This is a genomic window from Rhodococcus sp. WWJCD1, from assembly GCF_002258735.1.
Classification (GTDB): domain Bacteria; phylum Actinomycetota; class Actinomycetes; order Mycobacteriales; family Mycobacteriaceae; genus Rhodococcoides.
In genome coordinates this window covers 23,677-45,206 of the sequence record NZ_NOXY01000022.1, presented here as the reverse complement: position 1 = coordinate 45,206, position 21,530 = coordinate 23,677, and the positions used below count along the sequence as shown (strand labels likewise).

The 21,530-nt window shown below is 61.4% G+C and carries 18 protein-coding genes; 14 read left to right on the top strand and 4 right to left on the bottom strand.

Translation table 11 applies throughout. The features are described 5' to 3' along the window. Positions 1–96: 96 nt before the first annotated feature. On the bottom strand, positions 97–918 hold the full coding sequence (locus CH286_RS27655) for a hypothetical protein (protein WP_141215853.1): 822 nt from the start codon (positions 916–918) through the stop codon (positions 97–99). Between the two features lie 458 nt (positions 919–1,376). Next, positions 1,377–2,393 (bottom strand): LacI family DNA-binding transcriptional regulator, encoded by a 1,017-nt coding sequence (locus CH286_RS16360; protein WP_094609773.1) that lies wholly within the window; start codon positions 2,391–2,393, stop codon positions 1,377–1,379. Between the two features lie 146 nt (positions 2,394–2,539). On the opposite strand from CH286_RS16360, the gene CH286_RS16355 reads away from it, so the two are divergent. The 4 genes from CH286_RS16355 to CH286_RS16345 are packed head-to-tail and all read left to right on the top strand — an operon-like array spanning position 2,540 to position 5,674. Further along, complete coding sequence (locus CH286_RS16355; protein WP_176458266.1) at positions 2,540–4,000, top strand: APC family permease; 1,461 nt, start codon at positions 2,540–2,542, stop codon at positions 3,998–4,000. Then, a complete protein-coding gene (locus CH286_RS16350; protein WP_094609771.1) occupies positions 3,997–5,127 on the top strand; it encodes an alpha/beta hydrolase family protein in 1,131 nt (376 codons plus the stop codon). The genes CH286_RS16355 and CH286_RS16350 overlap by 4 nt, the downstream gene beginning before the upstream one ends. Positions 5,128–5,159: 32 nt before the next feature. Further along, positions 5,160–5,282, top strand: coding sequence for a hypothetical protein (locus CH286_RS28230; protein ID WP_255182679.1), 123 nt, complete (start codon positions 5,160–5,162; stop codon positions 5,280–5,282). After that, the gene (locus tag CH286_RS16345; protein ID WP_094609770.1) at positions 5,279–5,674 is read left to right on the top strand and encodes a nuclear transport factor 2 family protein; all 396 of its coding nucleotides are present in this window, start codon (positions 5,279–5,281) and stop codon (positions 5,672–5,674) included. The genes CH286_RS28230 and CH286_RS16345 overlap by 4 nt, the downstream gene beginning before the upstream one ends. A gap of 592 nt (positions 5,675–6,266) precedes the next feature. On the opposite strand, the gene CH286_RS16340 is transcribed toward CH286_RS16345, so the two are convergent. Next, positions 6,267–7,874: a class I adenylate-forming enzyme family protein gene (locus CH286_RS16340; RefSeq protein WP_094609769.1), complete on the bottom strand. Its 1,608-nt coding sequence runs from the start codon at positions 7,872–7,874 to the stop codon at positions 6,267–6,269. Between the two features lie 148 nt (positions 7,875–8,022). Beyond that, entirely contained in the window at positions 8,023–8,232 is a 210-nt protein-coding gene (locus tag CH286_RS16335; protein ID WP_176458265.1) for a hypothetical protein, read from the bottom strand. Between the two features lie 925 nt (positions 8,233–9,157). On the opposite strand from CH286_RS16335, the gene CH286_RS16330 reads away from it, so the two are divergent. From CH286_RS16330 to CH286_RS16285, 10 genes are all read left to right on the top strand, one after another. Then, complete coding sequence (locus tag CH286_RS16330; protein ID WP_094609768.1) at positions 9,158–10,756, top strand: acyl-CoA carboxylase subunit beta; 1,599 nt, start codon at positions 9,158–9,160, stop codon at positions 10,754–10,756. A gap of 7 nt (positions 10,757–10,763) precedes the next feature. Further along, positions 10,764–12,776, top strand: coding sequence for an ATP-binding protein (locus tag CH286_RS16325; protein ID WP_217902933.1), 2,013 nt, complete (start codon positions 10,764–10,766; stop codon positions 12,774–12,776). Continuing rightward, the gene (locus tag CH286_RS16320; RefSeq protein ID WP_094609767.1) at positions 12,773–14,590 is read left to right on the top strand and encodes an acyclic terpene utilization AtuA family protein; all 1,818 of its coding nucleotides are present in this window, start codon (positions 12,773–12,775) and stop codon (positions 14,588–14,590) included. Before CH286_RS16325 ends, CH286_RS16320 begins: the two co-directional genes overlap by 4 nt. Further along, positions 14,587–15,384, top strand: coding sequence for an enoyl-CoA hydratase-related protein (locus tag CH286_RS16315; protein ID WP_094609766.1), 798 nt, complete (start codon positions 14,587–14,589; stop codon positions 15,382–15,384). The genes CH286_RS16320 and CH286_RS16315 overlap by 4 nt, the downstream gene beginning before the upstream one ends. A gap of 88 nt (positions 15,385–15,472) precedes the next feature. Next, positions 15,473–16,693 carry an acyl-CoA dehydrogenase family protein gene (locus CH286_RS16310; protein ID WP_094609779.1) on the top strand — a complete coding sequence of 407 codons (1,221 nt, stop codon included), beginning with the start codon at positions 15,473–15,475 and terminating at the stop codon, positions 16,691–16,693. After that, positions 16,690–17,721 carry a phosphotransferase family protein gene (locus tag CH286_RS16305; RefSeq protein ID WP_094609765.1) on the top strand — a complete coding sequence of 344 codons (1,032 nt, stop codon included), beginning with the start codon at positions 16,690–16,692 and terminating at the stop codon, positions 17,719–17,721. Before CH286_RS16310 ends, CH286_RS16305 begins: the two co-directional genes overlap by 4 nt. Continuing rightward, positions 17,718–18,455 carry an SDR family NAD(P)-dependent oxidoreductase gene (locus CH286_RS16300; protein ID WP_094609764.1) on the top strand — a complete coding sequence of 246 codons (738 nt, stop codon included), beginning with the start codon at positions 17,718–17,720 and terminating at the stop codon, positions 18,453–18,455. The genes CH286_RS16305 and CH286_RS16300 overlap by 4 nt, the downstream gene beginning before the upstream one ends. Before the next feature lie 43 nt (positions 18,456–18,498). Then, complete coding sequence (locus tag CH286_RS16295; RefSeq protein ID WP_094609763.1) at positions 18,499–19,698, top strand: acetyl-CoA C-acyltransferase; 1,200 nt, start codon at positions 18,499–18,501, stop codon at positions 19,696–19,698. Positions 19,699–19,827: 129 nt separating this feature from the next. Then, positions 19,828–20,529 carry a TetR/AcrR family transcriptional regulator gene (locus CH286_RS16290; protein ID WP_094609762.1) on the top strand — a complete coding sequence of 234 codons (702 nt, stop codon included), beginning with the start codon at positions 19,828–19,830 and terminating at the stop codon, positions 20,527–20,529. A 222-nt stretch (positions 20,530–20,751) separates the two neighbouring features. Next, entirely contained in the window at positions 20,752–21,522 is a 771-nt protein-coding gene (locus CH286_RS16285) for an SDR family oxidoreductase (RefSeq protein ID WP_094609761.1), read from the top strand. Positions 21,523–21,530: the final 8 nt, after the last annotated feature.

The window sequence follows — 21,530 nt, the reverse complement described above, 5'->3', positions numbered from 1 at the left end:
CTCCACAATCGGGATGCTCAGCCCCGCCAACTACGAACAGTCACTGATCGCGCCTGTCATGGCCGCGTAACCACTGTCCACTTTCCGGGGGGAACCTCAGGTGTCATCGTGCTGCTGCACGACTCGCTTCACCTCGGCCCGAAGGTCGGACCGTGTAAAGGTGTCGTGATACGCCAACCCGATGTCGAATCCCAAAGTCGCCCGCAGGCTCGACCTGTAGTCCGCAGGCAAGGCCGCCCAAGTGCAACCAACGCTCCAAGCCGCGTTCTGATTTATGACAGTATTCGCCGGTATCGTGTCCGACGCCCGGTATCGTTGGTTGACAACTTCCTCGGCGGGCGGGGACACCGACTTTAGGTGGTCGATCATCTGTTCAATCTCTTTGCCGCGAGGTGGGAGTCGGTTCTCTCCGCCGAAATTGAACCACACCGACACCATGGAACCTCGATGCTGACGGAGGCGTGGCTGTAAGCGTCCACTGTGGCGAAACAGGTGTTCCCGAAGCTGCTCGAAATGTTTCCAACGCCCGACCGCATTGGGATAGTTCGCCTTCGACGGGAGCATCAACTGAGCGGTTTCCACAGCGAATTCATGCCCGCCAATGGTTACTACGCAATCCGGTGGCTCGTTCCTAAGTGGCCCGGGACTGATTCGCTCTAAATTCGGGACCGATAGGTGATCGCGCACAAGAGCCGCGACGTCCTCGATTTCCTGTTCGGATTTGTTTCGACGTGCCGACCGCGCTCGAGGTAGCTCCATTGCAACCATTATTACCGGCTCCTCGGTGGAGGCTACAACACCCACCGCCCCGACCAGGTCGGTCAATCCTGGCGTCGACTGCCGTATGACCGTTCCTGTTAACCGCGTGCGTTGCTCGATCCGTATTGGAAATGCCGTGAACGAGTCCCCGTTGGTCATACGGAGAACATAAAGCACTCAAGCCGCTCAGTTCGTCTGTCCAGCGCGCCCCTTGGCGTTGTCCACTCACGCGGCGTGGAACAGGATCGTTCCTGCGTCACGCCTCGGGTGACATCCCAGTTTGGCCCATGTGTAAGTCCACTGAAGCAAGCCGAACTGGTGACGGCGCTCATCGAAATTCCCCACTGACGCTCACTGAAATTCCCACCCGTGTGACGCCGCCAACGAGGGCGGGTCTCCCGGAGGCAGATGGTCTCTAATCACGCACCAGCACCCCAGAGGAGACCCGCGATCTCATGCTCGCCGGGAAGAGGACATAGAGATATCCGCACTGCACGAACAAAGCACGTCGATTTCGAGACCGTCGAAAGATGCCTTCGAGAGGTCAGCGGAGGACGCGTTTGGTCTCCGCGGTGAAGGTAGGCGAAGCGGGGCGCAAGGGGGTCCCGCTTCGATGCTCAGCGGCTCGAGGATTCCCGGATCCGAAGAGTGGTGGGTACCGTGATCGACGCGGACGGGGAATCGGAGATGAGAAGATCGATCGCCGAAGCCACCTGCTCACTTGCGTGCAAGTCGAGCGCAGTGATCGGTGGGCGCGAATGCTGGGCCTTGAAGCCGTCGACATCTTGAGCGACGAGCAAATCTGCCGGCACACGCAGGCCTAGCTGGGAAGCGGCGTCGAGGATGCCGATGCCGAAGTCCTCGAACAGACCGACGATGGCGTCCGGGACCTCGTCACTTGTGAGGAGGTCGTAAGTAGCAGCTCGAGCGGCACCGACAATCCCAGCGCGCGTGTCTTGTTCGGCCAAAGCGACTGTTCGAAGCTTGAGTGCGCATCTGTTCACGCTTGCCCACTCGCGCGCCGCCTCAGTCGCAACAACCTCGTTGTGCCATCCGCTATCGGTAGATAGAACAGCGATCCGCTGAGCTCCCATGGCTCGTAGATGTGACAAGAGTTTCTCGATACCGTGGGCCGTATCCGGGGTCACGGTGAGCACGTCTGGATGGCCTGGGTCGAGGCCCATCGTGACGTACGGGATCGCCGACTGTCGGAGCATCTCGGTGCGCAAGTCGCCCCTCGTGGGCTCGAGCACCACTACCCCGCGCAGGCCGAATTTCGACAAGTTCATCGTCTCGACGAACGGCGGCAGGAGCGTGAGAGCTCCGCCATGCTCGAAGGCGGCCTGACTCGCCGTCAGGGCAACCTGCGAATACCAATCCGTGCTCATCAACTCGCCGATGGGCAAGCGGGCGATCGACGGAAATGTCAGCCCGACCACATCCGAACCACCGGCTACAAGGTGACGAGCTGCCCGGGACGGCACGTACTGCAGCTGCGCGGCCACCTGCTGAACATGGCTACGGGTCTGTGCATCGACCCGCCCTTTACCGTTCAACGCATGCGAGACCGTCGTGACAGAGACTCCCGCTGCTCTCGCAACGTCAGTGATCTTCGCTCGACCGCCGCCCGCCATGCACGTGACACTATCGCACCGCTTGACAAACGCAAAAACGATTTGGCACACTCCTCGGCAATCGCCAAAACGATTTGGCGACGCTTGGAATGACTTCCCAACGGCGCGAAGACCTCCGAGTCACGATTGCTTCTGGAGGAGCACCCATGGCCGCGATCGAGCACAACGCAGAGATTCCCGCGCAGCCCTCTCGCCGAAAAACCCTCGGCACCCCGCACTTGCTCTTCTTCGTCGTGGCAGCTGCGGCTCCCGTGGGGTTCGTGCTCAGTGCCGTTCCCCTGGCCATCGGACGCGGGGGCATCGGCACGGTGGGCGCCTTCATCGTCACCGCTGTCGTCCTGTTGCTCTTCGCCGTCGGTTTTGTCGCCATGGCCCAACGGGTCCAACGGGTCGGCGGACTGTACGAATTCGTGGTCGAAGGCATCGGCCGGGTCCCCGGGGTGGGAGCCGCGTACGTCGCAGTGGCGACCTACGCCCTTGCAGCGATCGGTGCCACTGGTGCGTTCGCCGTGTTCGCGGACATCGCGAGTCAAGATCTGCTGGGCTTCGAGGTGCCCTGGATCGTATGGGCGCTCGGAGTTGCAGCATTGATGGGTGTGTTCGGCATCCTGAGGATCGAAGCCAACGCCAAGATCCTCGGGGCCATTATTGTCGTCGAGATCGCCATGCTCCTCGTAGTGGCCTGCGTCATTGTGTGGCAAGGAGGGGCAGAGGGCCCCTCGATCGCACCCTGGCAACCGAAGGAAGTCTTCGGAGGGCACAGCGGTGCAATGTTCGCAGTTACTTTCGCTGCCTTCGCAGGCTTCGAGGCGACTGCAATCTATTCCAATGAAGTGAAGAACAAACGTTCCATCGCACGTGCAACATACCTCGTGATAGTGGCGCTGGCGGCCTTGTATTCCTTCGTTACTTGGGCATTGATCACCGCGTACGGAAATATCGGTGCAGTCTCGGCTGCCGCCACAGATCCGACAACCATGTTCTTCACAGCGACTCAGACATATGTGGGCACCTGGGCAGTCAAAGTATTCGAGGTCTTGATAGTTGCGAGCTGGTTCGCTTCCATCCTCGCGTTCCACAACGCCACCGCGCGGTACCTGGCGACCATGGGGTCGAACGGCATGGCCCCGAAGTGGCTCAACACAACTCGCCAGAAGTCGGGAACGCCGTGGAAAGCAAGCGTGTCGCATACCGCACTGACTTTCGTCGTCATCGCCGCTTTCGCATTCTTCAACGGGGATCCCTACCTCGATCTGTACATCCTTGGAAGTACCCCCGCCATCATCGGCATTCCTCTCCTCGAACTTCTGGCCGGCATCGCAATCATCTGCTATTTCTACCGTCGGACCCCATCCCGAACCAGAACCGTCGTCCTCGTCACCTCAGGACTGGCCGCCGCTTGCCTGGCAGCAGTCATCGCGGCAATCATCGCAAATATCGAACTGTTCACCGCACGCACCGGCGCTGCCAACGTGATTGTTTCGGCCCTGATGTTCCTTCTCTTCCTCGGCGGGATGGCGTGGGCACTCCTCCGCCGCGATCACACAACCCCGCACAGTGCGGACCCCAGATCATCGCCAGATCAGCACAACCAGGAGTCTTCATGACCTACAACTCATTCGATCGCGGACGACATCCAGTAGGCGTACGCACGGACTCGTGGTTCGACGACGAGCGCAACCGCGAGCTACCCGTCGAAATCTGGTACCCGGCCACAGACGAAGTCCGCGGTCACGACCTAGATCCTCAACGACAGGATTCGTTCACCCCAGGCTGGGTCACAGAGAACGACACGGACGTCGAGCTCTCGAAACAAGCAGCGATACGCAACGCACCCGCACTACCAGGACCCCACCGTTTGATTCTGCTGATCCACGGTTGGGCCGGCTTCCGGCGCGAGTCGACGTTCATCGGAACCCACCTGGCCAGTCACGGATACATCGTTGTCTCTCCGGATGTTGTTCTGAGCACGTACACCGACGTCGACGCATTCTTGTCGGCCCAGACGCAGCCCACCGACCCGCGCGCGCTCCACGATCACCTGACAGCAATCGCAGATGCTCGGAAGGGCGACATCACCTTCCTCGTCGACCGAGCCGAAGCATCCCTCGATGTCGACGTCAGCGCGGTCGGTATCACCGGCGCAAGCTTCGGAGGCTGGAGTTCACTCCAAGCACCGGCGAGCGACGCCCGGATCGCAGCCATCGTCCCCATGTGCCCCGCCGGCGGGCGCTCCCCCGTCGTCCCGAACGAATCCAACCTGTTCAGGGCACTCCTGGACCTGGACTGGAAGCAACCGGCTGCAACACTCCTCCTCGCCGCCGATCGCGATGCGCTCCTGCCGCTCGACGGTCAACTGGAACTTCTCCGTCGTGTCCCTACCCAAGATCGCCAAATGGTGGTGCTGCAATCCGCCGATCACAACCACTTCGTCGACGACATCGACACCGGCCAGGAGTGGCTGCGCGAATTCGCACACCGAATTGCCGCATTCTTCCCACAACGCGAATGCGGCAACTGGCCACTCGTCGCCGCATCGGTCGTACCAGCGGACGAAATTGTCCCAGGTGCCAAAGCGCATCAGGCGTGGCGAGGTCTCATCACGGCACACATGGACGCCCACCTGAGATCGAACATCGAAGCACGAGAGTTGTTGCACGGCAACATCAGCGAGGCGCTTGCCCACCGCGACATCGGAGCTTTCGTCATCGATCCCCGGCCGGCTACGGCGTGAACTACGTACCAAGCGCTCCGAAAGGACGAGGCATGCCCCATAACGGTAAGCACCACAATGCGAAGGCCAACGTCGAGGATCTCGGAGCGCACACTGGACCCTGCGCTGCACTGCCGAAGATCGGCCCGACACTGTATGCGCGGGTGATCCAGTGACCGAGAAAGAACGTATCGGCTCGATCGTCGACGAAGCTTACGAACTGATCGGATTCGAGCCAGGAGAGCAGCCTCAATGGCAGGACTTCTGCCGGTTGTTCGTCCCATCTGCAACCCTTGCGCTGCGCGTGTTTCCACAGGATGACGCAATTACGGTCATGAGCCTCGAGGAATACAGTCGAGCGCAAATGCAACACAACCTCAGCGACCACGGCTACACAGAGACACCGACCACCCGAACCGTTGACGTATTCGGCTCCGTCGCGGTAGTACATCAGAATTTTACGATGAATTTCATCCACCAAGAGCCATCAAATGCAATCGACGTATTTCTTTTGGCACGAGATGCTGCCGCCTGGCGAATCGTCTCAGTAGTGAGTGACAACACGTAACAGCCCCGGTGTCCGGCACATGAAGCGCGCCCCGAATGACGCGCAGCGTTTCGGAGACGATTTTCCCAATCCAGGAATCGGTGCGGAACAGATCGCCGGCCGATGGAACCTCTCGCGCACTTGGACCATGTCAAGGCTCTGATGGACCAAGACCCCTTCCTGCGTGCTGGAGTCGTCTCCGCATACGACTACATTCACTTCCGGGCATCCCGATCGGCAAACTCCGATCTGATCGAGTAGACGATAGCCGAGACGACTCGACGACCTTTCAGAGCCAATTGGCTTGACCTGGATTGGACACCGTTCGGAGCAATCCAAGCGCATTTTCGCAGGGCGACTCCGGAGTCGGGTCGACGTGACGTCAAACACCGTGGGTAGTTGACGAATCGCGCTCGTAAATGCGCCCCTCAAAGTGAGGCACCTCCAGGTCGTTCAAGTTCAGTGTTGATACGAGCGGTATGCGAGCGTTGCGCTGCGCGCAGCTTCCGAGGACAACCCGTTCTACCAACACCAGCAGGGATAGAGGCGCACGGTATTGAGGTTCTCCTGTCCGCCCAGATTGTCGAGACCTTCACGACGACAACGAGAACGCTCAACTCGATTCCGCCGCCGCCCGTGCCGCCGACTGCAACTCAACCTTCTTGATTTTGCCGGACGGAGTCAGCGGCAACGATTGCACAATGTGGATTCGGGCAGGGATCTTGTAGCGGGCCAGTTGGCTAGCACACTTGGCCAGTAATGCATCGACATCGACGATGCTCCCCGGCACCGGGACCACGTACGCGTACCCGACTTCGCCGAGCAGTGTGTCGGGTGCGCCGACGACAGCGCACATCGCAACCGTCTCGTCTGCGGCCAGCACATTTTCGATTTCCACGGGATACACGTTGTAGCCACTACGCACGTACATCTCTTTCTGCCGTCCGCACAGGGCTACTCGCCCATCCGACCGAATGACAGCAATGTCCCCGGTCACCAGCCACCCGTCATCGAGGAACGCTTTGGCGGTTTCGACCGGGTTTCCCCAGTACCCACTGGTTACGCACCTACCTCGAATATGTAACTCACCTTCACTGCCCGACGGCAGCGGGTTGTGCTCGTCGTCGGTGACGCGGACCTCGAAGTCACCGATACCGACGCCGAGCGTCTCGACGAGAGTGGCCAAGTCGTCGTCTGCAGCAGAAATTATGCATCCTCCGGACGTTTCGGAAAGTCCGTACAAGTTGGCCAACCGCGAGCCCGGGAACGTGTCGAGAATGCGCCGTCCCATTGCCGGTTCCACGTTGGAACCGCCGATCACGCACGTGCGGATTGAGGAGGTGTCCCTAGCAGCAAACTCCGGAAGATCCAATACCAAGGTGTACATAGTGGGTACCCCGATGAATATCGTCACTGCGTGCCGCTCGATAGCCTGCAGAGCCACTGTCGGGCTGTATCTGGGCAAGAGTGCTACTTTGCCTCGCACACTCATGGCGGCAGCCACAGTGCACGTCATGCCGCCGACGTGGTTGAGGGGCATGTGTCCGATCGCTACGTCGTCGCTTGTTTGATCGAGGTGTGCAGCTTGAGCGCGCGCGGAGGCAATGATGCTGGTGTGGGTCAACGTGGCACCCTTGGGATCTCCGGTAGTTCCCGAGGTGTACAGAATCACCGCCGGATCATGCTCTTCCACCAAGGATTCGGCGTGGGTAAGCGCCTGAATGTCGACGTCGTCGACCAAGAGATCCTCCCACTGGCGGCTATCCTCGAATCCGCGCTCTCCGAGAAAGACGTAGTGGCTCACCGTGGGAATACGTGGCCTCAGCTCGTCCAAGAAATCGACGAAGTCGAACTCGCCATCGCGAGCACAGCTGATCAACATGACAGCCCCGGACTGATTGAGCATGAAGCGGAATTCCCGCTCACGGTATGCCACGTTGAGCGTGACGAGAACGGCACCGATTTTGGTGACTGCGAACCACGTAAGAAGCCACTGCGCCGAGTTGGGTGCGGCAATGGCCACGCGATCGCCGCGTCGGATTCCCAGTGAAAGAAGACCCGAGGCAAGGCTGTCGACCGTGCGGGAGAACTCTGCGTAAGTCCAGTTTCGATCCGAACACAGCAGAAATATCGACTCGTGCCCGGGCAATGCATCGCTGAGCAACCCGGGCAGTGTGGTCGGCTGCACTGACGACTTGCTCTGAATAATATTGCTATTCAACGGTATTCCTTGCGATTCGGACTAATGGCGGCGGCCGGGACGAGTTGGGTCGAACTGAAGGTTGGGTGGTTGAAACTGGTCCGGGCCGGTTCGGTTCAGCATGCACTCCTGGGTCCAACCGGTCCGGGACCACGATTTGGTCAGGCTGCTAGCCGTTGGCTGCCGCTGCCGCCTCGGCGATATTGGCCATGTTGAGGCCGGGCAACAACATGTGACCGCCATCGATAGCCAATTCTTGGCCGGACACGTACTTCGACTCGTCCGAGGCCAGCCACACGCTGATCGCTGCCGGCTTTAGGCAGTTGCCGCAGTTGCCGCATTCGCCTGATTCGACCCACCGCATCGGCATATCTGGCACGAATGTCTTCCCCTTATCCCGAGGGTGCGATCTGGATCACACTTAATCATCACTTGACTGCAGAGTCAAGACCCGATCGCGGGTTCGACTGGTACCGAAGTCAAAAACTTCAGGCACAGTGAGCGAGCGCCAATGGTCTACCGCGTCGTCGTCAGCCCTGTGCACTGGCACCTGTGCCATCCGCGTGCACCAGCACACTGTCCGGCACCGCCAGGAGCTGGAAACACCACCCCGTAACCCGCCCAGGATCACCTCTCGACTGGTCCGGATCACGTCCGAGTATCAATTCATGTGTAGTGCTGCCGACTTCAGACCGCTTACGACCACCGATGAAACCGAGGTCAGCGTCAGCCCTTCGAAACAATCCTCACCTCCTGCAACAAGTGGCCGAGGATCTGCGACTCGAGATGCCCCGACTCGAGCGATGTGAGCGCCGCCCAATGCCTCGACCCCATCGCCGTCGGAGAGCCCAGGAAGCCATCGGAGTTTTGCGGTCGCTACCAGTAAGGCTAGGAAATGCACGTACTCGCGACTGCTCAAGATCGACATCAGGATCAACTTCATCGATGAGCACAACCCCCTTCATATCCCCTTCCTACATGGCGTAGTACTGCAGCAATCTGAGGTGAAAGGCTCGAGCGAAAGGGTGTCCGGTTCGAGAGTCGGACACAGCGGGCCCGTAGTTGATGATCCGATCAGTCCATGGTTAGCCGATCAGGGGCGACTACCTAGTCGTCCAGGTAGAACCCATCTTCAGCGGATCCGTACTTGATTTGTCAGTCAACTTGGTGTTGTGTAGGTCTCGATGGATGTAGCTCATCGATGCAACCGAGGTCGGTGCATCTCTGCCGATCACTCGGCGCTGATGCCCTCAGTTGACGTGACGCTGCCGACCCCTGAATCTCCGACTCATCGAGGTGCACCAATGACGGTCATACCCACACGATTCGACGTCAGGTCGGAGCAATTTCTGCTCGACCGTTCCGCGATGCTGGACGCTCTGGAACCTCTGTCCGCTCTTGCTGATCGCGTCCTTGCGTCGGGCGGAGAGAAGGCAGTCCAACGCCATCGCGGTCGCGGCAAACTGCTCGCACGCGAGCGCGTCGATCTTCTGCTCGACGAAGACGCCCCGTTCCTCGAACTGTCCACTTACGCAGGGGCACACGACCCGGACGAACAGCCCGGGGGCCGGCTCATCACCGGCATCGGACCCGTCAGCGGTGTCGAGTGCATGATCATCGCCAACCAGCCGACGGTGAAGGGTGGCTCACTCAACCCGGACGCGGTGGCGAAACAACTCCGAGCACTCGACATCGCGGCCCGGAACCGGCTACCTGTGATCACGCTCGTCGAATCCGGCGGGGCAGATCTACCCAAGCAGGCAGATATTTTCGTGAACGGCGGACGCAGCTTTCGCGAAATCACCCGGCTCACAGCATCGGGCATTCCCACCATCTCGTTGGTGTTCGGCAGTTCGACCGCGGGTGGTGCCTATGTGCCCGGTATGAGCCAATACACGGTCCTCGTCAAGGAAGCTGCCACCGTCTACCTCGGCGGACCTCCTCTGGTGAAGATGGCGATCAACGAGGAGATCGACGACGAATCGCTCGGTGGTGCCGAAATGCACGCCCGCGTTTCCGGGTTGGCAGATTACCTCGCCGAGGACGAGCGCGACGCCTTGCGATTGGGGCGTCAGATCGTGGCGGATCTGCAGTGGACCAAAGCCGGCCCGGGTGCCACTCTGCCCGCTGATCCTCCGGTTCACGACCAGAGCGAACTGCTCGCGTGCGCTGCGGCCGACTCGAAGCGATCGGTGGAGGTGAGGGAGATTCTTGCTCGCGTGTTGGACGGCTCCCGCTTCGACGAGTTCAAACCACTGTTCGGCACTCAGTTGGTCACCGGATGGGGCTCGATCGCGGGATTCCCGGTAGGTGTCATCGCCAACAACGGCATCTTGTTCTCGGATGAAGCGAACAAAGGGGCACATTTCATTCAGCTGGCGAATTCTCGCGACATCCCGTTGCTGTTCATCCAGAACATCACCGGCTTCATGGTCGGCTCGGCAGCAGAACGAGGTGGAATTATCAAGGATGGCTCGAAGCTGATCAATGCTGTCTCGAATTCCACTGTCCCCCATGTGACTTTGATGATCGGTGCTTCGTACGGCGCGGGAAACTACGCGATGTCGGGCCGCGCATACGACCCCCGATTCGTCTTCACCTGGCCCAACCACCGCATCGCAGTCATGGGCGGAGCACAGCTCGGCGGGGTCATGTCCATCATCAAGAAAACAGCAGCTCAGCGTGCCGGCACCGAGTTCAGCGACGCCGACGACGCCAGGGTCCGCCGCGAGATCGAAGACTTGATCGAGAGTCAGTCCGGTGCTGTATACGCCACCGGACGACTGTGGGACGACGGGATCATCGATCCTCGCGACACCCGCGCCGTTCTCGGTCTCGCCCTTTCCGCCGTACATTCCGCACCGGTGACCGGCACGTCCCGGTTCGCTACGTTCCGATTGTGAGAGTTCTGTGAACCACACACCGATCAACACATTGCTCGTCGCCAACCGCGGCGAAATAGCACGGCGTGTCATTCGCACCGCCCGCGCGATGGGCATTCGCACCGTCGCGGTCTACTCGGACCCCGACGCGCGATCACCGCACGTCACCGACGCCGATTTCGCTGTCGCAATCGGAGGGTCCAGCAGCGCCGACTCCTATCTGAAAGTCGACAAGATCCTCGACGCCGCCCGGCGCACCGGTGCCGACGCCGTCCACCCCGGCTACGGGTTCCTCTCGGAGAACCCTGAATTCGCCGAGGCATGTGAAGCAGCCGGCATCAATTTCGTTGGCCCGAGCGCACAATCGATGCGCGTGATGGGTCTCAAGGACCGCGCGAAGGAATGGGCGCGCAAAGCAGACGTGCCAGTCCTGCCCGACGCGGTCATCACCGGAGACGACACCTCGGAATGGGAGAGCGCAGCAGCCGAAGTGGGATATCCGCTATTGGCCAAAGCCGTGGCAGGAGGCGGCGGCAAGGGAATGCGCCTGATCGAACGTTCCGAGGACCTCATCGACGGTGTGGCCTCCTCGCGCCGAGAAGGCGCGAACTTGTTCGGCAACTCGACCGTGTTCCTCGAGAAGTACCTGCGGTATTCACGACACATCGAAATCCAGGTTTTTGGCGACAAGCACGGCAACGCAGTGCATCTCGGAGAACGCGAGTGCTCCATTCAGCGTCGCCATCAGAAGGTGCTCGAAGAAGCACCCTCACCCGTCATCGGACCCGACGCACGCGAACGAATGGGCTCGACCGCAGTGTCACTCGTCCGTGAGCTCGGGTATGTCGGTGCCGGCACAGTGGAATACCTCTACGACGACGAGACCGGAGGCTTCTACTTCCTCGAGATGAACACCCGCCTACAGGTCGAGCACCCCGTCACCGAAGAAGTGACCGGAATGGACTTGGTCGCACTCCAATTGCGCGTGGCGCGCGGTGAAACATTGGGATTCGAGCAGAGCGACGTCCGAATCGACGGGCACGCAATCGAAGTACGGCTCTACGCCGAAGACCCTGCGAACGACTACCTCCCGACTCCAGGACAGTTGCACCGTTACAGCCATCCCGACCGCATCGGACTCCGATACGAGGACGGAATAGTCGCCCCGGCCGAGATTTCCCCGTTCTACGACCCGATGATCGCCAAAATCGTCGCTCATGCCGGGAACAGAACCGACGCAGCATTCGCGCTCGCCTCGGCCATCGACGCCACTCACGTGCACGGTGTCACGACCAACCGCAGCTTCCTGGCAGCGCTCCTCCGTGATCCGGATTTCCTCGACGGAGCCACCCGTACCGACTTTCTCGACAATCATCCCCACCTGCTGAATCCTGCTGCCAGGACCGCTGAGCGGGTACACCTCGCAGCGGCGGTGGCCGTGTCCACCTCGAGACGCGCCGCCCACGACCCGATGCGTGGTCATGCCCGTCCCGGATTCCGGCCGCTCGCCGCCCGGACGCTCACGCACGCCACCTGGCACCGCCTCGGAGACGACACTGCCATCGAGATCGGCTACCACCAGAATGGTTGGTCAGGGGACGCCGACCTCGAGCTAGAGATCGACGGGACACGGCATGAGTTTCGCCTCCTCGATCTCACGTCCGACTCGGTACGAGTGCAGTACGACGGAGTCGACTATCCCTGCACGGTCGTCACCCATCCTGACGAGTCGATCTGGGTCAACGATTCGAGCAGTCAGTCGGGTTGGCGGCGTTCTCCTCGCCTTCCTGATCCTGATTCCGGAGCGGCAACCGCGTTGGGTCCGGTCAACGAAATTCCCGGCACAGTCGTTGCCATCGCCGTGAAGATCGGCGACGTCGTCACCGCTGGACAGAAGCTGGTCACGGTCGAAGCGATGAAGATGGAACACCCGGCGACGGCCGCGATGGACGGAACCGTCGAGCACATCCACGTGGAGGTAGGCCAATACGTCGAGGCTCATACCGTTCTGGTGACTCTGTCGGCGGTGGATCCCTCATGAGCGAATCACGCCCCCTGCGGATAGCCAACTGCTCCGGCTTCTTCGGCGACCGCCTCGCCGCGGCCCGCGAGATCGTCGACGGCGGACCCGTCGACGTACTCACCGGTGACTGGCTCGCGGAACTGACCATGGGCGTTCTCGTCAAACAACGTAAACGCTCCCCCGAAGCCGGATTCGCACGCACATTCGTCCGGCAACTGGAGGACGTGCTCGCCACCTGCCTGGACCGGCACATCAAAATAGTCTCCAACGCAGGTGGTCTCAACCCGCACGCCTGTGCCGAAGAGATAAGGCGCATCGCCCAAAGCGCCGGCCGAACCGTCCGGGTCGCTGTCGTCGACGGTGACGACGCCACCGACGCCTTCGCACTTGCCCGCCGAAGTGGCTGGGACGCACCACACCTCGATACCGGGCAATCGTTCGCCGACATCGACCGCGAGCCCGACGTCGTCAGCGCATACCTCGGAGCCTGGGGAATCAAGGAGGCGCTCGATGCCGGAGCCGATGTTGTCGTCACCGGCCGAGTCACCGACGCAGCCATCATCATCGGGCCGGCCGCGTGGCACTTCGGCTGGTCGAGGACCGACTGGGATGCGTTGGCCGGAGCCGTTACCGCGGGACACGTCATCGAGTGCGGGGCACAAGCCACCGGCGGAAACTTCTCGTTCTTCTCCGAGTTGGACGGCATGGCCCACGTCGGCTTCCCGATCGCAGAGATTGCCGCCGACGGTTCATGCGTCATCACCAAACACCCGGGCACAGGAGGCGCGGTGACCGTGGAAACGGTGACTGCGCAGCTACTCTACGAAATCGACGGACCGCGATACGCCAACCCCGACGTCATCACCCGGCTCGACACCGCTCGGCTCACCCAGCTCGATACGGACCGCGTTCAGATCTCGGGAGTGCGCGGCGAAACGGCACCCGCAACGATCAAGGTGGGCGCACTGGTCTCCGGAGGATGGCGCAACGAGGTGACGTTCGTGCTTACCGGTGCCAACATCGAGGCCAAGGCAGAGCTTGCCCAGCGCGCGATGTGGGCAAATATCGCCGGCGGCGAAAAAGCCTTCGAGATGGTGACGGTCCGACTTCTCCGTGCCGACAAGTCCGATCCAGCGAGCACGAACGAAGCCGTTGCCTTGCTGACCATTTCGGTCACGGATGCCTCCCCGGAAAAGGTTCGCGCTTTCCCGAGGGCAGCGATCGAGACCGGACTTGCGAGTTATCCGGGCCTGTACTTCACCGGTCCGCCTGCGGCAGGCAGCGAAGTCACCGTATTCTGGCCGACGCTGATGCCTGCAGACGCCTTCCATCAGCGGGTAACTCTGGGAGACAAGCAGTTCGAGGTTGCCCCGGCTCCCACCACACCGCCCGCAGAACCGATCGAAGCACCTGTCGTCGGAGCGCAAGTGACTGAATTCGGCCCGACCGTGCGCCAACCGCTGGGCACAGTCGTAGGGGCACGGTCCGGTGACAAAGCCGGCAACGCCACCCTCGGCCTGTGGGCCCGCGACGATCGGGAGCACGACTGGCTCAGGTCCTGGTGGACCGAGGACGCGATTCGGGCTCTGATCCCGGAAGCTGCGGAGTGCTCGTTACGTATGTGGGAATTGCCGCATCTGCGCGCATGCGGAGTGACCATCGTCGGACTACTCGGCAGAGGGGTCGCAGCCAACCTTGATCTCGACTCGCAGGGGAAGGGACTCGGCGAGTTCGTTCGCGCCCGCCATCACGACATCCCCGCGGCCTTCATCGACAATCCGCCGACCGCGCCTGAATCTGCTCCCGCAGAAGACAAGCAAGCATCGCGATGAGCGCACCTGAGCACAATTCGGAACTAGCGCACCTCGCGACCGAAGGCGGAGTCTCTGTCGTCACTCTCGACTCGCCGAAGAACCGGAACGCACTCTCGGCACAACTTCGATCCGATCTACTCGGTCACGTGCGCACCGCAATCGACGACGAGGCCACCCGCGTTGTGGTTCTCACCCACACCGGTTCGGTGTTCTGCGCCGGCGCAGACCTGAAGGAAGCCCGCACCGGCGACACCTCGCGGTCCGGGCAGGAGCTCGTCGATCTGATGACGATGCTGTTGACTTCCCCGAAGCCAGTGATCGCTGTACTGAGAGGCCCGGCCCGTGCCGGAGGTATCGGGCTGGTGGCGTCATGCGACTTCGCGGTTGCCGCGGACACCGTGACACTCGGCTTCAGCGAGACAAGGATCGGGGTGGTTCCCGCAGTCATCTCGGTGCCGCTTCGACTGCGCGTGGCATCGGTAGATCTGCATCGCTTGTTCCTGACCGGTGAGACTTTCGATGCCCAGCACGCGGCTCGAATCGGTCTGCTCAGTGAGGTCGCCACAGCTGACGGTCTCGATACCGCGGTCGCCCGACTCACCGAAACAACCGGACTCGGCGCTCCACGGGCCCTTGCTGGCGTCAAGAAGATGCTTCATCCCTCGGCGACCACCCTGGCCGAACAATTCGCCCAGATGCTGAATCTGACCGCGTCTTACTTCGCTTCCCCGGAGGCGCAAGAGGGCATGCTCGCATTCTCCGAAAAGCGGCCACCGTACTGGGCTGTACCCGGCGGCGACTCCACAGCCTGACCGTCACCACGCGAGTGGAATACATGTCCTCGCGCTCGCTGATCAACGAACGTTCGGCGAGATGCATCCCGTCGATGGAGGTTTGACCATGACCGATTTTCTGATGTCCCCCGAAGTCACCACGCTGGTCGAGAAGACCCGAGAATTCACCCGAAGCACGGTGCTGCCCGTCGAGGATCTTCACCACGGCGATATCGCTGCCGCCGGCGGAGATGAACTGCGCGAAACACTGCAAGCCGCGGCCCGAGACGCGGGTGTTTTCGGTCCGCACGTCCCGCTCGAGTACGGGGGCCATGGACTGAACATGGTCGAGCGCGCACCGGTTTTCGAGGAGGGCGGATACTCGCTGTTCGGCCCGGTCGCGTTGAACATCGCCGCACCCGACGAGGGCAACGTACACATGCTCGACCACATCGCGAACAAGGAGCAAAAAGAGCGCTTCCTTGCTCCACTCGCTCGCGGAGAGATGCGCTCGGCCTTCGCCATGACCGAACCTGCCCCCGGCGCGGGCTCCGACCCGAGCGCGTTGACCACCCGTGCGGACAAGGTGCCCGGCGGATGGAAGATCAACGGGCACAAGTACTTCATTACCGGCGCCGAGGGGGCCGGCTTCTTCATCATCTTTGCGCGCACCGCCGGTGTGCCCGGGGACCGGGGCGGTGCCACCATGTTCATCACCCCCTCCGTGGTGCCCGGATTGACCGTCGGTCGCCACATCGAGACCCCGGACAAATCCATGATCGGCGGCCACTGCGAGGTGTTCTTCGAGGACCTGTTCGTCCCCGACAGTGGCGTTCTCGGCGAGGTGGACCAGGGATTCCGTTACGTCCAGGTCAGGTTGGGTCCGGCCCGGATGACGCACGTCATGCGATGGCTGGGGGCTGCACGCCGCGCTCACGACATCGCTGTCGAACGCGTTGCCCATCGTGAGGCGTTCGGCGGCAAGCTCGGTGCCCTCGGCATGATTCAGCAGATGGTCGCCGACAACGAGATCGACATCGCGGCGACACGAGCTCTGCTCATTCGTGCGTGCTGGGCTCTCGATCAGGGCGAGCATGCAGGCGACGAGACCTCGATCGCGAAGACGTTCGGCGCGGAGGCAGTGTTCCGAATAGTCGATCGCTCGATTCAGATGTGCGGTGGCCTCGGAGTATCCGGGGATCTGCCCTTGGCACGGCTTGCGCAAGAGGTGCGCGGTTTCCGAATCTACGACGGCGCTTCTGAGGTGCACCGCTGGGCAATTGCACGGCGCGCCATCGGAGCAGCGCAGAAGGCCGGAGCCAAGCAGAAAGCTGGTGCATCCTCGTGAGCGACACGGAGCATCGAGGCCTCGACCTGGAGAAATTGCGTGCCTACCTGAACGACTCCGATGTGCCACTGCGAGGCGATTTGCGGGCCGAACTCATCTCGGGCGGCAAATCCAATCTGACGTACTTCCTTTCGGACGATACTTCGCGGTGGGTTTTACGCCGCCCACCTACCGCGGGTCTGACACCTTCCGCGCACGATGTCGCCCGCGAGTACACCATCACCTCGGCGCTGCAGAAAACAGATGTGCCCGTTGCAGGCACCGTGGTCTTGTGCGAGGACGTGTCTGTCCTCGGCGCGCCGTTCACCCTGGTAGAGCGCATCGACGGCCGCGTTGTTCGGACAACAGCAGATCTCGTCGATGTCTCCGATACCGATCTCGACAAGTGTGTCGATGAGTTGGTGAGAATTCTCGGAGGACTCCACAAGGTCGACATCGACGCCGTCGGTCTGCGACAGTTCGGTCGCCCGGACGGATATCTCACTCGTCAGGTTGCACTGTGGGCCAAGCAGTGGGAACGGGTCAAAACACGTGAGAGCACGGATCTGAGTCGTTTGCACACAGCTGTCGCCGACTCGATCCCGAACCACTCCGAGGCGTCGATCGTGCACGGCGACTATAGAATCGACAACACCATCCTCGGTCTCGACGACGTCGGGCACGTGGCCGCGGTAGTGGACTGGGAGTTGTCCGCGCTCGGGGATCCACTATCCGACGTGGCCACGATGTGTGTCTATCGCAACCCCTCGTTCGACCTCGTCATCGGCGAGCCGGCAGCATGGACCAGCGACCGGATGCCGTCGATAGATGATCTCGCGCAACGCTATTCACTGGCCTCGGGTCGTGACCTCGCACACTGGAACTTCTATATGGCGCTCGCCTACCTGAAACTCGCCGTCATCGCCGAAGGCATTCACCATCGCTTCCTGGTGGGCGCGACCGTGGGCGACGGTTTCGACAGAGCCGGGGAGTCGGTTCCCGAGTTCATCGCTGCAGGACTACACGCGCTGATGGGGTCAACATCATGATTCGCACCGCCCTGGTCACCGGAGCCACACGCGGCATCGGTCTTGGAATCGCCACCCGCCTCGCACAGCAGGGGCATGGGCTCACCATCAACGCACGCGATCCCGAACGCCTCGACTCGGTCGCTCGCGAATTACGCGCGGCAGGAGCGAGTGACGTCGTAGTCGCCGCCGGAGACTTGTCAGACCCAGAGGCCGCCGGGAACGTAGTAACAGCCCACACCGAGCATTTCGAGACGCTCGACGCGCTCATCCTCAACGCCGGCTTCGGTTCGTCCGGAACTATCGACACTTATCCACTCCGACGGTTGGACAAGACCCTCGATATCAACCTGCGCGCGCCGCTGACCATGCTCCAGCAGGCCCTACCGTCGTTGCGCGCCGCGGCAGCCTCGAATCCCGATCGAGGAGCCAAAGTTGTTGCGCTGTCGTCGATCACCGGCCTCTATGCCGAGGCCGGGCTCGCTGTATACGGAGCGACCAAGGCTGCGTTGATCTCGTTGGTCGAGACGTTCAATACCGAAGAGTCGGGCAAGGGGGTCACGGCAACCGCCATCGCACCGGCCTTCGTGGACACCGACATGGCGATCTGGGTGCACGACCGGATACCTCCAGAAACGATGATTCGTGTCGATGACATCGTCGAGATGGTGGACATGCTGCTACGACTCTCCTCCCGCGCCGTCGTACCGAAGATCGTCGTCGGTCGATCCGGCACGACCAGTTACCACGCCTGATCGTTCACCGATCCAGCCACATCCACAGAAGCGAGTTCACACCATGCGAGAAGCCGTAGTCGTCTCGACGGCACGTACACCCATAGGCAAGGCCTACCGCGGCGCGTTCAACGACACTCAGGGCCAGCATCTCGCTGCTCACGCCCTGACTCACGCCGTCGACCGCGCAGGTGTCGACGGACGTGAAATAGACGATGTCATCCTCGGATGTGCAGTACAGCAAGGCAGTACCGGTGGCAACGGCGCACGGCAGGCAATACTTCGTGCGGGCCTACCTGACTCCGTTCCAGGGATGACACTCGACCGGCAGTGTTCATCGGGACTGATGGCTATCGCGACTGCGGCCAAGCAAATACTTCACGATGGAATGACGATCACCGTCGGAGGCGGAGTCGAGTCGATATCACTCGTGCAGAACACCCACCAGAACTTCTACCGTGCGACAGATCCCTGGCTCGAAGAACACACGCCGGATATTTACATGCCCATGGTGCACACTGCAGAGACAGTCGCTGATCGGTACTCCGTCAGCAGAGATCGACAAGACGAGTTTGCGTTGCTGTCCCAACAGCGAACCGCGTACGCACAGGAGCACGGCCGCTTCGATGCAGAGATCGTTCCGCTCGAGTCGGTCAGAACGGTGGCCGACAAGTCATCGGGTGCAGTCGAGCGACAGCGAGTCACGTTGACCGCAGACGAGGGCAACAGACCGTCGACCACCTTGGCCGGACTGTCTACCTTGCCACCGGTAACTCCCGACGGCGCGGTGTCCCCCACCTCCACGGTGACCGCCGGAAACTCTTCTCAGCTCTCGGACGGCGCGTCGGCGGCGGTACTCATGGAGGCGAGCGAGGCACAACGGCGAGGAATCCAACCGCTCGGTGTATATCGCGGTATCGCAGTTGCTGGATGCGCACCGGATGAGATGGGGATCGGACCGATGTTCGCCATCCCCAAACTGCTCACTACGCATGGCCTCACCATCGACGACATCGGATTGTGGGAACTCAACGAAGCTTTCGCCTCTCAAGCTGTGTACTGCCGAGACGAACTGGGCATCGACCCCGATAGGTACAACGTCGACGGCGGTGCGATCTCGGTGGGACACCCCTACGGAATGTCCGGTGCCCGCCTCGTGGGTCACGCTCTCATCGAGGGAAAGCGTAGAAACGTTCGCTACGTGGTCGTCTCGATGTGCGTCGGTGGAGGCATGGGTGCAGCCGGGTTGTTCGAGATCGTCTGAACGACACTTCTTCGGTGTCTCCGGCCCGCGACTGACGACGCCCTACTATCGACAGCAGCATTCACACCGGCCCTACCCGCCCGTCGACGCCGATGATGACACCCACGGGCCTCGAATCGAAGGAACTCAGTGGCACGTCGAATCGGCTCTCCCCCGCTCCCGTCGTCCGTCGTCAGCCGTGGGCAAACCACGTCGTCGGTTCAGACGCCGTCCACGGCTCGCGGCCGACGTACCCGTTCTGCGTTGATACATGCTGCACGCGAGACGTTCGAGCAGATGGGCTTTCGCGATGCCCGCATCTCGGACATCGCTGCCCAGGCCGGCACGTCGTACGGGGTGTTCTACCACTATTTCAAAACGAAAGAAGAGATACTCGGCGAGATCTTCACCGTTATCACCGGTGAAATGTTCACTGCCTCCAGGCCTTCCGTCGATGTTGCGTCAGATCCCTACAGCCGCATCCGGGAAGCCAATCGGACCTATCTGGCCGTCGCCAGGCGCAACGCCCGACTGATTGCAGTCATCGAGGAAATGGCCATCAGAGAGCCGTACTTTCGCGAGTTGAAGCTTCAGATACGCGAGCCGTTCCTGAGAAGAAACGCAGCGGGTATCCGATCGCTGCAGTCACGCGGGATCGCCGACCCTGACCTCGACCCAGATCTGACAGCAAGCATTCTGGGCGGGATGGTCGAGAACTTCACGCTCCTGTGGTTTGTGCACGGTGTCGAATACGACGAAGCAACTGCTGTCACCACGTTGACGAAGCTTTGGGCGCGCGCAATCGGCGTCACACCCTCCACCGAAGCCGGCAAGTCGGCACCGCAGACCTGATTCGTCTCGCCAGACGACCGCGCCGACGGGTTCCAGTGGAGCCAGCGTCCGAGGACCTGTCGGGTCTCGAATATGACTTCACAGTCATATTTTTCCATATTTACTACAACTTTCCATCCACTGTGCCGCGTTCAACTCGACATCTCTATCAATGCATAGTTGATTATGTTGTCAGGTTAACCGTAAGGTTGTTGTACACAGACCGATCGAGAGGCGTGCGTCATGGATCTCAGCGAATCTTCCGCCATTGTCACCGGGGGCGCTTCCGGCCTCGGTGAGGCAACAGCCAGGTTGTTGGCCCACCAGGGGGCACGAGTGGTCATTCTCGACCTGCAGACCGATCGGGGAGAGGCAGTAGCCGGTGACATCGGAGGCCGCTTCTGCCGAGCCGACGTCACGGACGAGAAATCCGTCGCGGCTGCGGTCGAGGCCGCGGTCACCATGGGCCCTCTACGTGCATTGGTCAACGCTGCAGGCTTCGGCCAAGAGCGTCGGACCGTATCGGCCGATTTCGACCCGTTGCCGCTCGACGCATTCGCGAGAGAAGTTCAGGTCAATCTCATCGGTGCCTACAACTGCGCCAGGCTCGCTGCCGCTGCCATGGCGAAGAGCCAACCGACGTCCGATGGAGCGACGCGTGGGTCGATCCTGCACACGGCCTCGATCGCTGCCTTCGAGGGGCAGGTCGGCCAGACGCCCTATGCTGCGGCCAAAGGAGGCGTGGTGGGTATGACGCTGCCGATGGCGCGGGACCTCGCCGAGTTCGGCATCCGCGTCAACTCGATCGCGCCAGGATTGTTCGATACGCCGATCTTCGACTCTTTGCCACAGGGCGACGCTTACAAGAACAACTTGGCGAGAAGTGCTGTCTTTCCCAAGCGCGCCGGATACGCCCAAGAATTCGCCCGACTGGCGCTCGAGCTGTTGACGAACGACTACATGAATGGCGAGACTGTCCGGTTGGACGGCGGCCTGAGGATGCCCGCACGGTGACCGTGCAA